At 57.0% G+C, this 17,122-nt stretch carries 17 protein-coding genes; 8 read left to right on the top strand and 9 right to left on the bottom strand.

The genetic code is table 11. The features are described 5' to 3' along the window. Positions 1-112: 112 nt before the first annotated feature. The 3 genes from BM152_RS15075 to recR are packed head-to-tail and all read left to right on the top strand — an operon-like array spanning position 113 to position 2,856. Positions 113-1,876: a DNA polymerase III subunit gamma/tau gene (locus BM152_RS15075; RefSeq protein ID WP_066602357.1), complete on the top strand. Its 1,764-nt coding sequence runs from the start codon at positions 113-115 to the stop codon at positions 1,874-1,876. Positions 1,877-1,907: 31 nt separating this feature from the next. Continuing rightward, entirely contained in the window at positions 1,908-2,252 is a 345-nt protein-coding gene (locus BM152_RS15070; protein WP_066602450.1) for a YbaB/EbfC family nucleoid-associated protein, read from the top strand. Between the two features lie 7 nt (positions 2,253-2,259). After that, a complete protein-coding gene (recR, locus tag BM152_RS15065; protein WP_066602358.1) occupies positions 2,260-2,856 on the top strand; it encodes a recombination mediator RecR in 597 nt (198 codons plus the stop codon). Between the two features lie 51 nt (positions 2,857-2,907). Here the strand turns inward: recR and BM152_RS15060 are convergent, their stop codons facing one another. Beyond that, positions 2,908-3,639, bottom strand: coding sequence for a DUF1013 domain-containing protein (locus BM152_RS15060; RefSeq protein ID WP_066602366.1), 732 nt, complete (start codon positions 3,637-3,639; stop codon positions 2,908-2,910). A gap of 142 nt (positions 3,640-3,781) precedes the next feature. Between BM152_RS15060 and BM152_RS15055 the strand changes: the two genes are divergently transcribed. Beyond that, positions 3,782-4,423: a ribonuclease T2 family protein gene (locus BM152_RS15055; protein WP_066602369.1), complete on the top strand. Its 642-nt coding sequence runs from the start codon at positions 3,782-3,784 to the stop codon at positions 4,421-4,423. A 51-nt stretch (positions 4,424-4,474) separates the two neighbouring features. On the opposite strand, the gene BM152_RS15050 is transcribed toward BM152_RS15055, so the two are convergent. After that, the gene (locus tag BM152_RS15050) at positions 4,475-5,455 is read right to left on the bottom strand and encodes an NAD(P)H-quinone oxidoreductase (protein ID WP_066602451.1); all 981 of its coding nucleotides are present in this window, start codon (positions 5,453-5,455) and stop codon (positions 4,475-4,477) included. Positions 5,456-5,457: 2 nt separating this feature from the next. Then, on the bottom strand, positions 5,458-6,168 hold the full coding sequence (locus tag BM152_RS15045) for a COQ9 family protein (RefSeq protein ID WP_066602371.1): 711 nt from the start codon (positions 6,166-6,168) through the stop codon (positions 5,458-5,460). 112 nt (positions 6,169-6,280) lie between these two features. Here BM152_RS15045 and rpsU point away from each other — a divergent pair, with 112 nt between their 5' ends. After that, a complete protein-coding gene (gene rpsU, locus BM152_RS15040) occupies positions 6,281-6,487 on the top strand; it encodes a 30S ribosomal protein S21 (protein ID WP_066602373.1) in 207 nt (68 codons plus the stop codon). Positions 6,488-6,666: 179 nt separating this feature from the next. On the opposite strand, the gene BM152_RS15035 is transcribed toward rpsU, so the two are convergent. From BM152_RS15035 to mscL, 6 genes are all read right to left on the bottom strand, one after another. Then, entirely contained in the window at positions 6,667-8,577 is a 1,911-nt protein-coding gene (locus BM152_RS15035; RefSeq protein WP_066602376.1) for a DEAD/DEAH box helicase, read from the bottom strand. Positions 8,578-8,807: 230 nt separating this feature from the next. Next, the gene (locus tag BM152_RS15030; RefSeq protein WP_066602379.1) at positions 8,808-9,176 is read right to left on the bottom strand and encodes a DUF779 domain-containing protein; all 369 of its coding nucleotides are present in this window, start codon (positions 9,174-9,176) and stop codon (positions 8,808-8,810) included. A 112-nt stretch (positions 9,177-9,288) separates the two neighbouring features. Beyond that, entirely contained in the window at positions 9,289-10,809 is a 1,521-nt protein-coding gene (adh, locus tag BM152_RS15025; protein WP_066602382.1) for an aldehyde dehydrogenase, read from the bottom strand. 135 nt (positions 10,810-10,944) lie between these two features. Continuing rightward, complete coding sequence (locus BM152_RS15020) at positions 10,945-11,901, bottom strand: GAF domain-containing protein (RefSeq protein ID WP_170845881.1); 957 nt, start codon at positions 11,899-11,901, stop codon at positions 10,945-10,947. Positions 11,902-12,011: 110 nt separating this feature from the next. Beyond that, the gene (locus BM152_RS15015; RefSeq protein WP_066602458.1) at positions 12,012-12,467 is read right to left on the bottom strand and encodes an Lrp/AsnC family transcriptional regulator; all 456 of its coding nucleotides are present in this window, start codon (positions 12,465-12,467) and stop codon (positions 12,012-12,014) included. 195 nt (positions 12,468-12,662) lie between these two features. Next, complete coding sequence (gene mscL, locus BM152_RS15010; RefSeq protein WP_066602384.1) at positions 12,663-13,097, bottom strand: large conductance mechanosensitive channel protein MscL; 435 nt, start codon at positions 13,095-13,097, stop codon at positions 12,663-12,665. A gap of 166 nt (positions 13,098-13,263) precedes the next feature. On the opposite strand from mscL, the gene BM152_RS15005 reads away from it, so the two are divergent. The 3 genes from BM152_RS15005 to BM152_RS14995 all read left to right on the top strand — a co-directional run bounded on the left by BM152_RS15005 (position 13,264) and on the right by BM152_RS14995 (position 17,090). Then, positions 13,264-13,965 carry a glutathione S-transferase N-terminal domain-containing protein gene (locus BM152_RS15005; protein WP_066602387.1) on the top strand — a complete coding sequence of 234 codons (702 nt, stop codon included), beginning with the start codon at positions 13,264-13,266 and terminating at the stop codon, positions 13,963-13,965. A gap of 143 nt (positions 13,966-14,108) precedes the next feature. After that, positions 14,109-15,593 carry an ArnT family glycosyltransferase gene (locus BM152_RS15000; RefSeq protein WP_066602391.1) on the top strand — a complete coding sequence of 495 codons (1,485 nt, stop codon included), beginning with the start codon at positions 14,109-14,111 and terminating at the stop codon, positions 15,591-15,593. Between the two features lie 15 nt (positions 15,594-15,608). Further along, positions 15,609-17,090, top strand: coding sequence for an ArnT family glycosyltransferase (locus tag BM152_RS14995; protein ID WP_066602399.1), 1,482 nt, complete (start codon positions 15,609-15,611; stop codon positions 17,088-17,090). The last annotated feature ends 32 nt before the right edge of the window (positions 17,091-17,122 follow it).

Genomic DNA, 17,122 nt, shown 5'->3' with positions numbered 1-17,122 from the left:
GACTTGAAACAAGAGCTGCCTGCGAGAGCCTGTCCACATCAATACGTCGCACGGCGTTTTCCGGAACTCTGCACGTCAGATTCTTAGCAAAACGCTTCAAGGAGGCTCGCGCATGACCGACACAAATTCCGGCTACAAGGTGCTGGCGCGCAAATACCGTCCGGAGACCTTTGCCGACCTGATCGGTCAAGACGCCATGGTGCGCACGCTCAAAAATGCCTTTGCCGCGGACCGCATTGCGCAGGCCTTTATCATGACCGGTATTCGCGGCACCGGCAAAACCACCACCGCGCGGATCATCGCCAAGGGCATGAACTGTATCGGGCCGGACGGAAACAGCGGACCGACAACTGAACCCTGTGGTCAATGCGAACATTGCGTGGCGATCTCCGAAGGCCGCCATGTCGATGTGATGGAGATGGACGCTGCATCGCGCACAGGTGTGAACGACATCCGCGAGATTATCGATTCTGTGCATTATCGCGCCGCCTCCGCGCGTTATAAAATCTATATCATCGACGAGGTGCACATGCTCTCCACGAGTGCGTTCAACGCGCTCCTGAAGACGCTTGAGGAACCGCCCGCCCACGTCAAATTCATTTTTGCGACCACAGAAATCCGCAAGGTTCCGGTCACCGTTCTCTCCCGCTGCCAGCGTTTTGATCTGCGACGGATTGAGCCGGAAGTGATGATGAACCACCTTGCCTCGATTGCCGAGAAAGAAGGCTCGAAAGTGGCGCAAGACGCCTTTGCGCTCATTACAAGGGCCGCCGAAGGCTCCGTGCGAGACGCGCTTTCGCTGCTGGATCAAGCAATTTCCCACGGCGCAGGCGAGACCACGGTCGATCAGGTCCGCGCCATGTTGGGCCTTGCCGACAGAGGCCGCGTTCTCGACCTGTTCGACATGATTATGATGGGCGATGCCGCCAGTGCGCTTGAAGAACTGGGCGGACAATATGCTGACGGAGCGGATCCGCTCGCTGTGCTGCGCGATCTGGCAGAGATCACCCACTGGGTCTCGGTCATCAAGATCACGCCCAATGCCGCCGATGATCCGACGATTGGTCCCGATGAACGCGCCCGCGGCTTGGCCATGGCGGAGAAACTACCGATGCGGGTGCTGTCGCGCATGTGGCAGATGCTCCTGAAAGCCATAGAAGAGGTCGCCGCCGCGCCCAACGCCATGATGGCCTCCGAAATGGCAATCATCCGCCTGACCCACGTGGCCGATCTGCCGATGCCCGAAGACCTCGTGCGCAAGCTCAACGAACAAAACCCGCCACCGCGTCCGCCTTCCGGTCCTGCCGGCGGTGGAGCCCCTGCTGGCGGAGGCTCTGTGAATGCGCAAGGCAGCACGAGTGCTCCACGCAGTCCAGTGCATGGTCCGACCATGTCCTCCGGCGCCGCCACCGCCACAGCACAAGCGCCCGACCTTGCCTTGGCGCGCTACACCAGCTTTCAATCACTTGTCGATCTCGTGGGCGAACACCGCGACATGAAGCTCAAAATCGACATGGAAACCCATATGCGGATCGCAAATTACCGTCCGGGGTTTATCGAATTCGAACCGGCAGGAGATGCGCCTTCCGACCTAGCACAGCGCCTGCAAAGCCGCCTCTTTGCCTTTACCGGCCAGCGTTGGGGCGTGACCATCGCCAAAGCGCCGGAAGGCACGGAAACCATCCGCGAAGTCGCAGATGCCGAGCGCCTCGCTCTCGAAGAAGAGGCCAAGCAGCATCCGGCAATTGCGAAAGTGTTCGAGCTTTTCCCCGACGCGAAAATCACTGATATACGCACACCGGAACAGATTGCCTCCGAAGCCGCCATCGAAGCGCTTCAGGAGGTTGAGGATGAATGGGACCCGTTCGAAGAGTGAACGCCCACAAGACAGATGCAGGAGCATGAACATGTTTAAAGGCCTTGGCGGTCTCGGCGATATGGCCGGGATGATGAAAAAAGCGCAGCAAATGCAAAAGGATATGGCAGAGCTGCAAGAGAAACTCGACTCGGTGGAAGTGGTCGGGGAAAGCGGTGCGGGCCTTGTCAAAGCGACAGCCACGGCCAAGGGTAAGCTGACCGCGCTCGACATCGATCCGTCGATTTTCCATCCGGATGAAAAGGAAGTGGTCGAGGATCTGATCCTCGCCGCGATCAAGGACGCACAAGCCAAAGCGGCCGAAAAGTCCGAAGAAGAAATGAAATCCCTGACCGAGGGCCTCGGCCTTCCGGCTGATTTCAAAATGCCGTTCTGACCAGCCCGTGAGTGGTCGGCAGGACATAGAAGATCTGATTGATCTGATGGCGCGTTTGCCGGGGCTTGGCCCGCGGTCGGCACGCCGTGCTGTCTTGCACCTCATCCAGAAACGCGGCCGCCTGATGCAGCCTCTTGCCCAAGCCATGCAGCAAGTCGCCGACAGCGCCCGCGAATGTGTCCATTGCGGCAATATCGGCACTGCCGACCTGTGTGATATTTGCACCGACGACCGCCGTGCAAATGGCGAGATTTGTGTGGTTGAAGACGTCTCCGACCTCTGGGCGATGGAGCGCTCCGGCGTGTTCAAAGGGCGGTATCATGTGCTGGGCGGGACGCTTTCCGCGCTGGATGCAATCGGCCCGGAAGACCTTCGCATTCCCCTTCTGGTGCAACGCGTGGCAGAGGAAAACATCAGCGAAGTCATCCTCGCGCTAGGCGCGACCGTCGATGGCCAAACCACCGCGCATTATATTGCCGATGAACTCGCCGGACGATGCTCGGTTACCTCTTTGGCGCAGGGCGTGCCTGTGGGGGGCGAGTTGGATTATCTTGACGACGGCACAATCACCGCCGCCCTCACCGCCCGCAAGAGCCTCTCATAGAAAAAGCCCGGAACTTGCGCTCCGGGCCTTCTGTTTTGACTGTGACCGAGATTACTCGTCGTCGTCTTCATCGCCATTGTCCGGCAAGTTGAAGAAGCTGTCCGCATCGGGCACCTTGTCTTCTTTTTCCTCTTCGTCACGCGACAAAGAGAACCCTTCCAGTCCGGAAATCGCGGTCGGGATTCTCGGTTCCGCCTCGGCAGACAGGGAATCTTCGGTCGACAGAAGCTTGCGACGCTCGTCATCCGTCATATTCGCTTCGCGGTTTTTCGCGGCTTTCTGCACGGCTGCATCCAACTCGGTCTGCTTACACAGGCCCAGCGCCACCGGATCAATCGGTTGCATATTGGCGATATTCCAGTGCGTGCGCTCACGGATCGACTGGATCGTCGGCTTGGTGGTGCCCACCAGTTTCGCGATCTGACCGTCGGACAGTTCAGGGTGAAACTTCACCAACCAGAGAATCGAATTCGGGCGATCCTGGCGCTTGGACAAAGGCGTATAACGCGGGCCGCGACGCTTTTCTTCGCCCTGTGCAGCGGCGTTGAACTTCAGCTTGAGCTTGTGCAGCGGGTTGTCTTCGCCAGCCTTGATTTCCTCAGCCGTCAGTTGGTTGTTGGCAACCGGATCGAAGCCACGCACACCGCCCGCGACATCTCCGTCGGCGATGCCCTGAACTTCGAGTTCATGAAGACCACAGAAATCGGCGATCTGTTTGAAGCTCAGCGTGGTATTGTCGACCAGCCAAACAGCGGTGGCCTTTGCCATAATCGGTTTTGCCATGGGTCACACTCCTTAAAAATGCGGCTCTCCCCGGATACACCTTCTCCGTCGCCTGAAAGGGCTTTCCCCGGCTGGGGACGGTTCTCGTTGTCGGGGAACTTGGGCGCTGTATAGTGCGGATCGCAATCGGAGGAAAGAGAAAATGCGTCAATGGATCGTGACCACGCTGATCGGGCTGAACCTGATCTGGAGCACCCCCGGCTTTGCCGATGGCGAAAAGGCAGGAGATTTCGACTATTATGTGCTGGCCCTCTCGTGGTCCCCCACATGGTGCACCCTTGAAGGCAACGCCCGCAATTCCCCGCAATGCGATCAGGATTTCGGCTGGGTGCTCCATGGGCTCTGGCCCCAATACGAAAGCGGCTGGCCCTCCTATTGCAACACCACTGCGCATGACCCGTCGAAACGCGAAACCGCTCGCATGGCCGACATCATGGGCACATCCGGAGCCGCTTGGTATCAGTGGAAAAAGCACGGGCGCTGTTCCGGACTGTCACCGGACGATTTCTTCGCCCTCTCTCGTCAGGCCTATGAAAGCATCACCCGACCTGCGGTTTTCCGCAAACTTGATCGAGACGTAAAACTGCCCGCCTCCGTTGTCGAGGATGCCTTTCTCAAGGACAACCCCGCGCTGGAGGCCAATGAGATCACCGTGACCTGCGAAAGCCGCCGCATCCAAGAGGTCCGCATCTGCCTCACACGCGATCTGGAGCCGCGCACATGCGGGACAGATGTGATCCGCGACTGTTCGCTAGACGATGCGCTTTTCGAAGCCATTGATTGAGTATTTAAACCATCAGAAAACTGCCCTCCTGCTTTCTGATGGTCCAAATACTCACATTTCCAGCACGATCTTTCCGATATGCGCACCGCTTTCCATATGCGCATGCGCCTGCGCCGCATCCTCCAGAGCATAGGTGCTATCCATCACTGGCCCGACCTGCCCCGCTTCGATGAGGGGCCAGACCTTCGTCAAGAGTGCCCGAGCGATCCCTGCTTTGACTTCATCCGATTGCGGACGCAACGTCGATCCGGTGAGCGTCAGGCGCCGCAGCATGATCTGCGCGAAATTCACTTCGGCTTTCGAGCCTTGCAAAAACGCGATGTTTACAAGGCGTCCTTCCATAGCGAGTGCTTTGATATTTCGCGGGATATAACTTCCGCCCACCATATCCAGAATAAGGTTCATCCCGCCTTCGGCTTTTGCCACCTCGACGAAATCTTCCTCGCGATAGTTGAACGCCCGCTCTGCTCCAAGTCCGGTGCAGGCTTTACATTTCTCATCAGATCCCGCCGTCGCGAACACCCGTGCGCCAAAGGCACGCGCCAGCTGGATTGCCGTTGTGCCTATGCCCGAGGAGCCGCCATGCACGAGAAAACGCTCCCCCGCCTGCAAACCGCCACGCATAAAGACGTTTGACCAGACCGTGAAGAATGTCTCCGGCAGACAGGCAGCCTCTTGCATGGACATGCCTTTCGGTACGGGCAAAGCGTGAGCCGCAGGACAGGCGACATATTCCGCATAGCCACCACCAGGCAGCAACGCACAGACCTGATCTCCGACACTCCAGTCGCTCACAGCAACCCCCACAGCCACGACCTCTCCTGCGCCTTCAAGACCGGGCAGGTCGGACGCCCCCGGCGGAGGATTGTAGAGGCCGGCCCGTTGCAGCGCATCAGGCCGGTTCACGCCGGCATAGGCCAGTTTGATCACGATCTCGTCGGCGCCAGGATGCGGGACTGGACGGGTGCAAGGCGTGAGCACATCGGGGCCGCCCGCCTTGGAAATTTCAACAGCACGCATGGTTTCTGGCAAGCTCATTGGGCAGTCTCCCCTTCTGTTGTCTCCGTTCCGGGCACATCCGCCCGTCTTGCCCCAGCGGGCGCTTTCACCAAAGACAATGCAGCGCTCGGCAGCGCGAAGAGCGTGGACAGGGCCTTGTTCTCCCGCACGGTTGCCTTGGCTTTCTCGATCTGCATCACATCGTCGATCCGGCGATCAAGGAAGTCCTTGGTATCCACGAAGCCTTCGCTGTCATCCCCAAGCCAGAAAAGCACAGTGGAAGCAAAAACACCCGCCAGCGTCGCGCGTTTCGTATACCAGTTCACATCGTCCGAATGATCCCCCAGCGCATTCCAGATGGCATCTGCGGTTTCCCAGACCAGTCGCGTGCCCTCGGGTGCATAGATCGGCAAGGAGAAGAGCGACATACCGCGCCGCACCGCTTCGCGATCAACCGCCTGAAGACGCAACCAGACCGCGTGGGCAATGCGGTCGCGAAAACGCATACCGGACAGGTCCGCCGCCTCAAGTGACTTGACCATCTCGCGGTCGCCACGTTTATGAAATGCGGCTGCCAAATCAACGGACCCTCGCGGAGCGGCCACTTTGGCCAAGGCTTCGGACACACCCGAATCAGCCACTGCCGCTTTGAAGGTCTCTGGCCCCCATCCGTCGAAAACCACATGGATCAGCGCCGCATCCAGCAGTTTTTCGCGGGTTGGATCGGGATAAGCGGTGGTTGGCATGTCTTTGTCCTCCTTCAGAGTCTTGCGCATAGTAGACAAGCTAGAGTGACTTTGCTATACGGCCAATTCCTGCAATTCATGCAAATCTAACTTAGGAAGGTGGTGACACCACATGCAGGTTAGCGTTCGTGATAACAACGTCGATCAGGCACTCCGTGCTCTGAAGAAAAAACTTCAACGTGAAGGCGTTTTTCGTGAAATGAAGCTCAAGCAACATTTCGAAAAACCATCCGTGAAGAAAGCGCGCGAGAAGGCCGAGGCCATCCGCCGTGCCCGCAAGCTGGCTCGTAAAAAAGCTCAGCGCGAAGGGATGCTTTAAGTTCGACGTTTCGAACCGTCCCACATGACTTTGCGTGATGTGAGACATATAAAAATACAACCCCCGGAAGCGAAAGCTCCGGGGGTTTGTTTTTGTCATCTACGTCTTTGTACCGACGTGTTTCACGGGAAACCTGAGACACAGATTTTCGCGAAACGCGTAACAGCCAAGGGACCTACTCAGCCTTTGCGCGAAGGCTTGGCGTCTCCGCCACGCACAGGCGTTTTGGCACCTTTGCGATGGGGCTTTTTGCCGCCCGGTTTGGAACGGTCGAATTTCGGCTTTTCAAACTTTGCCTTCGGCTTTCCAGCGGCACCCTCACGCGGCTTGCGTGGTTTGGCTGCGGAATGGGTGGCCTCGTCGCGTTCTTTGTGCGGTTTTTTCTCATAGGGTTTCTTCGGGCGGTCCTGACCGTCCAGAAACTCCTTGGAAGACGTGTTGCCACGCGGCTTGTCGAACCGTTTCTTCGGCCCGCCTTTTCCCGGTCGCCCCGCAGGATTGCGATGTTGCGAAAATTCCGGCGCCCCCGCGAGTGGCTTGACCGTGATCTCGCCTTCGAGTTGCGCTTTCGGCCCAATATGGTCGAGGAAGCCAGCCAAAGCGGACTCTTTCAGCTCCACATAGGTCTCGTTGTCTTCCATGCGAATCTTGCCGATCTGGGTCTTTTCCAGATTGCCTGCACGACACAAAAGCGGCAGCAGCCAACGCGGCTCTGCCCGCTGGGTGCGCCCCACCGACAGGGAAATCCATGCCGAAGGGCCAAATTCTGCACGCGGGTCTTGCGGACGTTTTGCCGTATGGACATTCAACTCTTCGGGTGCGGACAGACCTGCGCGATAGAGACGCAAGCAAGCGACAGCAACCTGTTCGGGGCTGTAACGCTCCAGCAATTTCGCAGCAAAAGCCGTATCAGAGTCACTCAACTCCTCTGCCCAAGCCGCATCTTCCATGATCCGGCTTTCGTCAAGCGCAAGGATGTCTTCCGCCGTCGGCGCATGTTTCCACTCGGCGTCAATTTTCGCCCATTTCAACAGGCGCGCAGCTTTCTTTGCCACGTTATCCGGCGCGATCAGAACCGAGGTGCCTTTTCGTCCGGCACGACCTGTCCGACCCGAACGGTGCAAAAGCCCCTCGGTATTGGTCGGCAAATCGGCATGGATCACCAGTTCCAGATTGGGCAGGTCAATCCCGCGCGCCGCCACATCAGTGGCCACACAGACACGGGCCCGACCGTCACGCAACGCCTGAAGCGCATGGGAACGCTCGTCCTGAGACAGCTCGCCCGACAGGCTCACCACAGAGAACCCGCGATTGGCAAACCGTGCCGTCAGACGCGCCACTGCGGCGCGGGTGTTTGCAAACACGATCGAGGTCTGGCTGTCGTGAAACCGCAGCAGGTTGATGATCGCATGTTCGGAATCACGCGGCGCACACTGGATGACCTCATAAGAGATATCTGCGTGCTGACTCTTTTCCGAAACCGTTGCGACACGCACAGCATCGCGTTGATAGGTCTTGGCGATATGGCTGATGGATTTGGACACGGTTGCCGAGAACAGGAGCGTGCGACGATCTTCGGGCGCTTCGCCCAACATGAACTCAAGATCTTCGCGAAAGCCGAGATCAAGCATCTCGTCGGCTTCATCAAGAACAATGGCGCGAATGCTCGACAAATCCAGCGCGCCGCGCGTGATATGATCGCGCAGGCGTCCGGGCGTGCCCACAACAATATGCGCACCACGTTCCAAAGCCCGACGCTCGGTGCGGGCGTCCATACCGCCGATACAGGTCGCTACCCGCGCGCCGGTTTTGGCATAAAGCCACATCAATTCGCGGCTGACCTGCATCGCAAGCTCGCGTGTCGGCGCTACAACAAGCGCCAAAGGGCTACCTGCGTGGTCAAAGCGTTCGGCTTCCCCCAAAAGCGTTGGCGCAATGGCAAGACCAAAGCCCACGGTCTTGCCGGACCCCGTCTGGGCGGAAACCAGCAAATCGGCCTGAGCAAGCTCGGGTGCGGTGACGGCCGTTTGAACGTCGGTCAGAGTGTCATAGCCACGCTCGGCAAGCGCGTCGGATAGGGGGGTCAGCATAAAGGGAATTCCGTTAGGGCGCCTAAATTCAGGCGCAAGATATGATTGTCTACCGGATTTTTCGACAAGAGTCCACAGCATAGAAATCGACATGCCCGACAATCTGCCGAACATGCGAAGGCTCACGCCAGAATGAAATCCCTAAATACGTCCGATCCAGCATTCAGATCGAGCATTCAGGTTCATGAGACAAAGGTTAACGCACGGAAAGGCGCGTTGTGCAATACTGTTCAGGCCTCGGTCGGCTCAAATTCCGCCCATTCCTCATCCGTAAACACCCGTGCTCTGGACAAAAAACAGGCGCCGCGCCCGGTGTCCAAAGAGAATCCCGCGCCATTGCCCGGCCCGGCATCCAGAATCATCTGGCTATGTTTCCATATCTCGAACAAGCTCTCGGAAATCCACACGGGCGCCCCCTCGACCTCACCAAGCTTTATATCCCGAGCCCCGATCATATAGTCACCCTCTTTAAAACACATGGGCGAAGAGCCATCACAACAGCCCCCCGATTGCACAAACATCACGGGGCCATACTCGGCAACAATCTCGGCAAGGAGGGCACGGGCGGCATCAGTCATCGTAACACGATCAAGAGGCATTCTATCCTGCTTTCAAAAAAACGGGGCATATACGCAACTCAGGGGGGAGGGAGAGGAATGCGTATATGCCCCAAGACAAGCCCGTAAAGGGCTTTATGAAGTTGGGCGGAACCTAGAAGAAACCCAACTTGTTCGGATTGTAGCTGACCAACATGTTCTTGGTCTGCTGATAGTGGTCGAGCATCATCTTGTGGTTCTCGCGCCCGATACCCGATTGCTTATACCCGCCAAAGGCCGCATGGGCCGGATAGGCATGGTAGTTATTGACCCAAACACGACCCGCCTGAATATGACGCCCGAAGCGGTAGCAGGTGTTCATATCCCGCGACCACACGCCCGCACCGAGACCATACATGGTGTCATTGGCGATATGGAGCGCCTCTTCTTCGTCCTTGAAGGTCGTGACAGAAACAACCGGCCCGAAGATTTCTTCCTGGAACACACGCATTTTATTGTGACCTTTGAGGATCGTCGGCTGGATGTAATAGCCACCGGCCAGATCACCGTCGAACTTGGCCGCATCACCGCCGGTCAGAACCTCGGCTCCCTCTTCGCGGCCAATAGTCAGGTAAGAGAGGATTTTCTCTTGTTGCTCAGCACTGGCCTGCGCACCGACCATCGTGTTGATGTCCCGTGGGTCACCTTGCTTGATGGCTTTCACGCGGGCAATGCAGCGCTCCATGAACTCTTCGTAGATGTCTTCCTGAATGAGCGCACGGCTCGGACAGGTGCAGACCTCACCCTGATTGAAAGCGAAGAGCACAAAACCTTCGACAGCCTTATCGAGGAAGGCATCATCTTCGCGCATCACATCGGAGAAGAAGATGTTCGGGGATTTTCCGCCCAGCTCAAGCGTCACCGGAATGAGGTTTTCGGTGGCATATTGCATGATCATACGACCGGTTGCCGTAGACCCTGTGAAAGCAATCTTTGCAATACGCGGGGAACGCGCAAGCGGTGCGCCCACCTCGGCGCCATAGCCGTTTACGATGTTGAGCACCCCGTCAGGCAGCAGATCGGCAATCACTTCCATCATTACCAAAATCGCCGCAGGAGTCTGTTCCGCTGGCTTGAGCACGATGCAGTTACCCGCCGCCAGAGCCGGCGCAAGTTTCCATGCCGCCATCAGAATGGAAAAGTTCCACGGGATGATCTGCCCAACAACGCCCAGAGGCTCGTGATAGTGATAAGCAACCGTATCCGCGTCGATCTCGGACATGGTGCCTTCCTGTCCGCGCAGAACCCCTGCGAAATAGCGGAAGTGATCGACAGCAAGCGGAATATCTGCCGCCATGGTTTCACGGATCGGCTTGCCATTGTCCCATGTCTCGGCGGTCGCGATGAGTTCGAGATTTTCCTCGATCCGGTCTGCGATTTTCAACAGGATGTTGGAGCGCTCGGATGCACTCTTACTGCCCCATGCCTCTTTCGCCGCATGGGCCGCATCCAGCGCAAGATCAACATCTGCGGCATCAGAACGCGCGACTTCGCACACTTTCTCGCCGGTGATGGGGGTCACATTGTCAAAATAGCGACCATTCACAGGCGGGGTATATTTACCGCCGATAAAGTTGTCGTAACGGGGTTTGAAAGGCGATGTGTAAATCGCACTTGTCTCGGATTGTACGTTCATGAATTTCCTCCTCATAGTCGGCATGACGTCCTCCACGCCAGCCTATGAGAGAAACTTGACCGCTCGCAGAAATCCGGTCACCCCCGAGTCACCTAGCCGCAGCGCAGCAATGTCTCACCCCTGAGACAGGTGGCCTCAGTTTTCGCCGTTTTCACCAATTCCGAGACGTTTCATCCGGCGATAGAGGGTCGCGCGACCAATCCCCAGCTCACGCGCCGCCGCCGACATATTGCCGCCCGCCCGCGCAATCGCGCGTTTGAGCGCCGCCCGCTCGGCGCGTTCCAGCGCGGAACTCGTCGAATCCCGTCCCAGAATGTCCGAAGCCGGACGTGGGTCAATCTTGCCACCAAGCCCCAAGCCGAAGGCCCGCCGCGCAGCGCGGGTCGCGCCCACGATCAGATCATCCTGATCCACCGCAAGAAGAACCGCCCCTTCGGGCCGCTCTTCGGGACCGGTGATGATCCGTGCCTTCGGGAACGCGGCGCGGAATGCCTCCGTCTCGATCTGTTTGGCGGTTTGCGCCACAACGCCAGAGATCAGCCGAGTATAGGCCTCCGTCTGGTCCGCACGACAAGAGGACACATCAAGCGCTGCGATCAACTCTCCGTCCGGCCCGAAAATCGGCGCATCCATACAGGACATGACCGTGTTCCGGCTCATGAAATGTTCGTCACGGTGAATGATGAGGCTGCGCGCCTCCGCGATGCAGGTTCCGATCCCGTTGGTGCCCTCGGATTTCTCAGACCAGTCGAAGCCCGCCCACAGGCCCCAGTCCTGAAACGTATCACTGTCGGCATCCTTGGAGCGCTGATCGAGAATGACCCCGTCCCGATCCGTCATCAAAACGGAACAGCCCGTGTTTCCGACCATCTGGAACAGATGGTCAAGCTGTGGCGTTGCAAGGTCCATGAACCCTCCAAGCCGCGCGCGGCGTTCCTGTATTTCCATGTCGGAAAACCGCTTCGGCGCAGGTGTTCGGGTCGGGTCCAGCCCATGTTTCACCATAGAGCGACGCCAACTGGCCGTCAGACGTGTCCCGACGTGATCCGATTCGACGGTAGAAATGATGTAATCTGCGTGACTTTTGCTCATCTAAGTCGCCTCCTCCCAAACGCGACGGCGATAAGCCTTACCATAGGGAAGGCCCAATCGCCAAATCGCGGTGTCGTGACCTCGTTGCATTGGCGGTCTCAATGAAAGGATCAAACGGGAAGCGCCGTGGTTTTGAACACCGTGCGCATGGCAAAGGAAGATTGCATGGTCTGCACGCCGGGCAAGCGAACAAGCTGGCGATGCACCTCGGCAAAATGATCGGTGTCGGCGGATACGACCTTAAGGATATAATCCGCTTTGCCCGCCATCAGATGACATTCGAGCACATCAGGCATATTTTTCACGGCCTTCTCGAAAGCCGCCAAAATATCATCCGCCTGACTGTTGAGCGTCACCTCGACAAAAACGGTCGCGCGACGATCCAGGTGACGAGGATCGAGCAGCGCCACATAATCACGGATAATGCCCTCCGTCTCCAGTCGCTGCACCCGACGATGACAGGCCGAGCTTGAGACATTGGCCTCTTGCGCCAGATCAGCGTTTGAAATCCGCCCTCGCCGCTGCAAAATCCGCAAGATGCGGCGGTCTGTGTCATCCATCTTGATCATTGCGCACACCTCTCCCGTTCAGAGCCGAATATTCGCAACAATGTCCCACGAATGATCTTTTTCGGCAAGCCGCGTCGGAAACATGTCTGCGTCGCGTATGACAAATGTATGGCCCAGCCGGAACGTCTTTGGTCCAGCAAAAAAGCCCGCTGGATCACTCCAACGGGCCGTTTTTTCAAAATCTCAACGCTCTCACTTCTTGAGCGAGTCGCGGATTTCCAAAAGCACTTCCAACTCGGTCGGCCCTTTGGGCTCCTCGACGGCGGGTGCTTCCTCCTCTTTGGATTCGGCAGCTTCTTTCACCTTGTTGACATAGCGCACCAACAAGAAGACCACCAAAGCAATGATCAGGAAGTTGATCACGGCCATGATGAACGAGCCGTAAGCGAACAGAGACGCGCCTGCTTCGCGTGCTGCTTCCAGCGAAGTGCCCGGAGCCACTTCACCCGAAATCACAACGTAACGGTTGGTGAAATCCAAGCCACCGGTGAAGACGCCGATGATCGGGTTGATCAGATCCGCAACCATGGATTTAACGATGGCGGTGAAGGCCGCACCGACGATGATACCAACAGCCATGTCCATGACATTGCCTTTGGCGATAAAATCTTTGAACTCTTTGAGCATTTTCTTTCCCTCTTTTGTCCCTTGGGGCCTGCCCCCCTGATTGCAAGCGCTTTGAAACCATTTGGCGCACAGTGCGCTCCGCAACCTTGCACATGCCTACCTGTTTTTTCGCAGAAGCAAAGCGCTATTTTAGGGGAAATCACCTGTTTTTATCCCCGGAGCTTTCATGTCAAATTCAGTCAATCACCCCATCACCAAACGCTGGCCCGCACAATTTCCCGAGAAAATCCAACTCTACTCCTTTCCCACACCGAACGGGGTTAAGGTCTCTATCGCGCTTGAAGAAATGGGGCTCGACTACGAGGCTCATCTGGTGACCCTCTCGGATTCGGATGTCAAAAGCCCCGAATTTCTCGCGCTCAACCCGAACAACAAAATACCGGCAATTATCGACCCGAACGGGCCGGGTGGCGCACAGATCGAATTGTTCGAATCCGGTGCCATCCTGATCTACCTCGCAGAAAAAACCGGGAAGTTCCTCTCAACTGATTCGAAAACCCGCTACGAGACCCTCCAGTGGCTGATGTTCCAGATGGGCGGCGTCGGGCCAATGTTCGGTCAGCTCGGCTTTTTCTACAAGTTCGCTGGCGCAAAGATGGAAGACCCCACAGCACGCGACCGCTATATCAACGAAGCCAAACGCCTTCTGAACGTCTTGGAGCAACGCCTTGAGGGGCGCGATTGGATTATGGATGCGTATTCCATCGCAGACATAGCCATCGCACCATGGCTCAACGCGCTGGATTTCTATGGCGCAAAAGAGGTTCTCGGCTATAACGACCTGAAAAACGTGCCGGCCTATGTCGAACGCTTCTACGCGCGACCTGCCGTTGCAAAAGCAAAGAACATTCCCCCGCGGCCTGAGTAATCGAACGGAATCTATCCGCACAGAACGGCATCCGCGTCCCGTACTTGGGGCGCGGAGATTTCGTGAGAACTGCCTGACATCAGGGATTCAGGTTTCGTGCAAAACACAGTAGGTTGTTCTCAGAAACCTCCGAGAGAGCCCCCATGACAGATTTCTCATCCAACAGCGCCAGCAGTCCGACAAGCGGCACTTGGACCTCACAACAGGTCACGCGACTGTTTTTCTTGGCGATTACGGCCTACTTTCTCGCACAACTGGCTCTGCGCCTGATCCTTGGCGGCGCACTGGAAACAGATGAAGCGGAAATGTTGTTGATGACGCCGGGCCTGCGTTGGGGCTATGGCCCGCAACTCCCATTGTATAACTGGCTTCAGACCATCCTGTTTTCCGTGTTCGGGGAAACCCTTTTCGCTCTGTCCCTCCTCAAGAACCTGCTGCTCTGGTCCACCTATGCCTTGTTGTTTGTCGGGCTTCGCGCCTTTGTCCCCGCACGGGTGGCCGCGCTGACCGCTCTGTCCCTGTTCCTTATTCCGGATATTGCCTGGGAAGCGGAGCGTGCAACGACCCATTCCAACATGCTGCTTGCGACAATCTCTGCAAGCATTGCGGCTTTTCTTTGGGCGCTGAAAACCGGTCATTTGCGGCATTGGGCTTTGTTTGGTCTGGCTCTGGGGCTGGGCGGTATTGCCAAATACAACTTCTGGGCCATTCCTGTCGGGCTGGTGCTTGCGTCCCTGTCGATCGAACACGCGCGCCGGAGCCTGCTCTCGATGCGCGCGCTCATCGCACCAGTGATCGCCGCAGTCGTCGTCGCTGGCCCCTATGTGTGGATGTTCAAAAATCCGGACCTCGCGCTATCCTCCGTCGGAAAAATGGACCTGTCCGAAGCAGCTCATAGCCTTATTCCCGAGGGCGTCCCCCTCTATTTCCAAGGCATTGCCGCGCTTTTGATCCTGCCTGCGCTTGTTGCTGTCATATTGTGGCTCGCCTCACGCAAGCGTCCCGCCTCCGTCGACACCCGCTGGCCCGCCATCCTGTTTCTAAGAGCCGGAGCAATACTCGCCGTGATCGGCCTCACAACAGTCTGGCTGGCAGAAGTGGGCCATATCACGCCACGCTGGCTCCTGCCCATCGTCTTGCCTGTGGTGGTCGGCCTTTTCCTGCGTCTCTCACCCCGCCTCTCTCGACGCGCAGCACTTGGCTACCTTACCACACTCTGCCTCTTTGCTGTGTTGGTCTTTGTTGGCCTGACCTTCGATCGCTACAAGGACGGTGCAAGACGCGACCTTGACTTTGAACCGCTTGCCCAATTCATCGAAGAAATGAACCTGCCGGAAGACACCCTGATCATCGCGGATTTCTACATCGGCGGCAATCTGGCCCACATCCGTCCGGACTGGAACATTCGACCGGACCTGCCTGCAAATGCCAAATCCGAACAAACAAAGCAGATCTTGCTTCTGAGCCGCACCGCAGGCAAGGGAAGCCATATGTCGAAACTCGCATCACAAGTCGGCTGGCCTTTTGCGGACCATGTAGACTATGGCGAAGAGCACCAGATCACACTTCCTTTTCTCCACGGCGAACGTACATTGCCGGTCCGACTGCTTTACGGCACCTCACAATAAAAGAAAGCTGTAACCATGCAGACGTCTGAGGACACCCAACTCTCAAGAGCCTTCTTTCTTATTCTTCTCGCATATTTCAGTGTCCACGTCGTATTGCGCACCGCGCTCGGTGGCACATTTGAATACGACGAGGCGGAAATGTTCGTTCTCGCGCAAGAGTATCATCTTGGTTATGGGCCTCAGACGCCGCTCTACAATTGGATTCAGGCGTTCACCTTTGATGTGTTCGGCCCCACAACTTTTGCAATCGCCTTACCCAAAAATATCCTGCTCTTCGCCACCTATGCTCTGACATTTGATGGCTTTCGACGTCTCCTCCCTGTGCGGACAGCCATAGCCGTAACGCTGGCGCTTTTGCTCTTGCCGAACGTATCATGGGAAGGTCAACGCGCGGGATCACACAGTATTGCAATGCTGGCCTTAATCGGTGCGACGCTGAATATCCTTGCTCGACGTATTGCCGCCGCACGAAGGGGAGATCACTTCCTGTCCCACGCGATCTTGCTTGGTGTCGCACTGGGGCTGGGAGGCATTACAAAATACAATTATTGGCTTTTTCCCCTGCCTCTCCTCCTGACAGCAGGGCTTTTCCCCGACATCCGTCAGGCGCTCTGGCGCAAGGACCTCTGGCTAACCGTATTGGTAGCCGCGTCTCTTCTTGCCTTGCCAATGCTCTGGGCCGTAACCCATATCGAGATGACGGTCTCCTCGGCGGACACTCTCTATCACCCGCCAGCTTTCAATGCGTTGCCTGCCCCGCTTCTGGGCGTGGCAACCATGTTTGCCGAAACGCTTGCGGCCCTTGCTCTGCTTCTACTCACACTACTCGCCACACGCCTGCCCTTTGGGCGCCAGATGTTTGCGGCGGGACGCCCCGCCACCTTATCTCTCTGGATGCTCACTTCCGGAATAACGGGACTTATTGCAATCGCCTTTCCAGTAATCGGCTTCGGTGTCACCGACGTGCAGGCCCGTTGGCTCATTCCGTTGCTGATTCCTCTGGCCTTCGGACTGATGATTTGGGTTACACCCACACTGTCACCACGAATCTTGCGTAATTTTTTCCGGTTTTGTGCCGCTCTTGCGCTTTTGATCATCGTCGCAATAGCAGACACCCGTCTACGCGGGGCAGGCAGCGACTCACTGGACATCGAGACCCTTGCGCAAGCGATCGAACAAGACCTTCCTGAAAACTCCAAGCCTCCAGCCGTAATAAGTTTTAATTTTTATTTTCCCGGAAACCTTAAATTCCTGCGCCCGTCATGGACAGCTCTTCCATCCCATCCCGGCGGAACAATTCCAGAGGATTTAACGCATGTTGTCGTGGTCGGCACCACAAATCCGGAAAACATCATGGCCAAGCTCGCGATGCATGGGCTGATAGCATTGGATCCTGAACTTGGCCCTTTGCATACTGTTACCTTGCCCTATCGTTTCGAGGACGAAGAAACCCGCGATGTGCCATATGTCATCATCCCGCTGAAAAATAACAAATAAAAAACGGCGCCCAATAGGCGCCGTTTTTCTAG

Source organism: Celeribacter halophilus, from assembly GCF_900114135.1.
In the GTDB taxonomy this organism is placed as follows: Bacteria; Pseudomonadota; Alphaproteobacteria; order Rhodobacterales; family Rhodobacteraceae; genus Celeribacter; species Celeribacter halophilus.
Note: the sequence above shows the minus strand (reverse complement) of the source record. Positions and strands in the feature narration are given on the sequence as shown.

What these genes read in the sequence shown, in the direction of transcription:
- BM152_RS15075 (WP_066602357.1), top strand. Translation starts at nt 113, where the DNA reads ATGACCGACACAAATTCCGGCTACAAGGTGCTGGCGCGCAAATACCGT.
- BM152_RS15070 (WP_066602450.1), top strand. Translation starts at nt 1,908, where the DNA reads ATGTTTAAAGGCCTTGGCGGTCTCGGCGATATGGCCGGGATGATGAAA.
- BM152_RS15060 (WP_066602366.1), bottom strand. Translation starts at nt 3,639, where the DNA reads ATGGCAAAACCGATTATGGCAAAGGCCACCGCTGTTTGGCTGGTCGAC.
- BM152_RS15055 (WP_066602369.1), top strand. Translation starts at nt 3,782, where the DNA reads ATGCGTCAATGGATCGTGACCACGCTGATCGGGCTGAACCTGATCTGG.
- BM152_RS15045 (WP_066602371.1), bottom strand. Translation starts at nt 6,168, where the DNA reads ATGCCAACCACCGCTTATCCCGATCCAACCCGCGAAAAACTGCTGGAT.
- rpsU (WP_066602373.1), top strand. Translation starts at nt 6,281, where the DNA reads ATGCAGGTTAGCGTTCGTGATAACAACGTCGATCAGGCACTCCGTGCT.
- BM152_RS15035 (WP_066602376.1), bottom strand. Translation starts at nt 8,577, where the DNA reads ATGCTGACCCCCCTATCCGACGCGCTTGCCGAGCGTGGCTATGACACT.
- BM152_RS15030 (WP_066602379.1), bottom strand. Translation starts at nt 9,176, where the DNA reads ATGCCTCTTGATCGTGTTACGATGACTGATGCCGCCCGTGCCCTCCTT.
- adh (WP_066602382.1), bottom strand. Translation starts at nt 10,809, where the DNA reads ATGAACGTACAATCCGAGACAAGTGCGATTTACACATCGCCTTTCAAA.
- BM152_RS15020 (WP_170845881.1), bottom strand. Translation starts at nt 11,901, where the DNA reads ATGAGCAAAAGTCACGCAGATTACATCATTTCTACCGTCGAATCGGAT.
- mscL (WP_066602384.1), bottom strand. Translation starts at nt 13,097, where the DNA reads ATGCTCAAAGAGTTCAAAGATTTTATCGCCAAAGGCAATGTCATGGAC.
- BM152_RS15005 (WP_066602387.1), top strand. Translation starts at nt 13,264, where the DNA reads ATGTCAAATTCAGTCAATCACCCCATCACCAAACGCTGGCCCGCACAA.
- BM152_RS15000 (WP_066602391.1), top strand. Translation starts at nt 14,109, where the DNA reads ATGACAGATTTCTCATCCAACAGCGCCAGCAGTCCGACAAGCGGCACT.
- BM152_RS14995 (WP_066602399.1), top strand. Translation starts at nt 15,609, where the DNA reads ATGCAGACGTCTGAGGACACCCAACTCTCAAGAGCCTTCTTTCTTATT.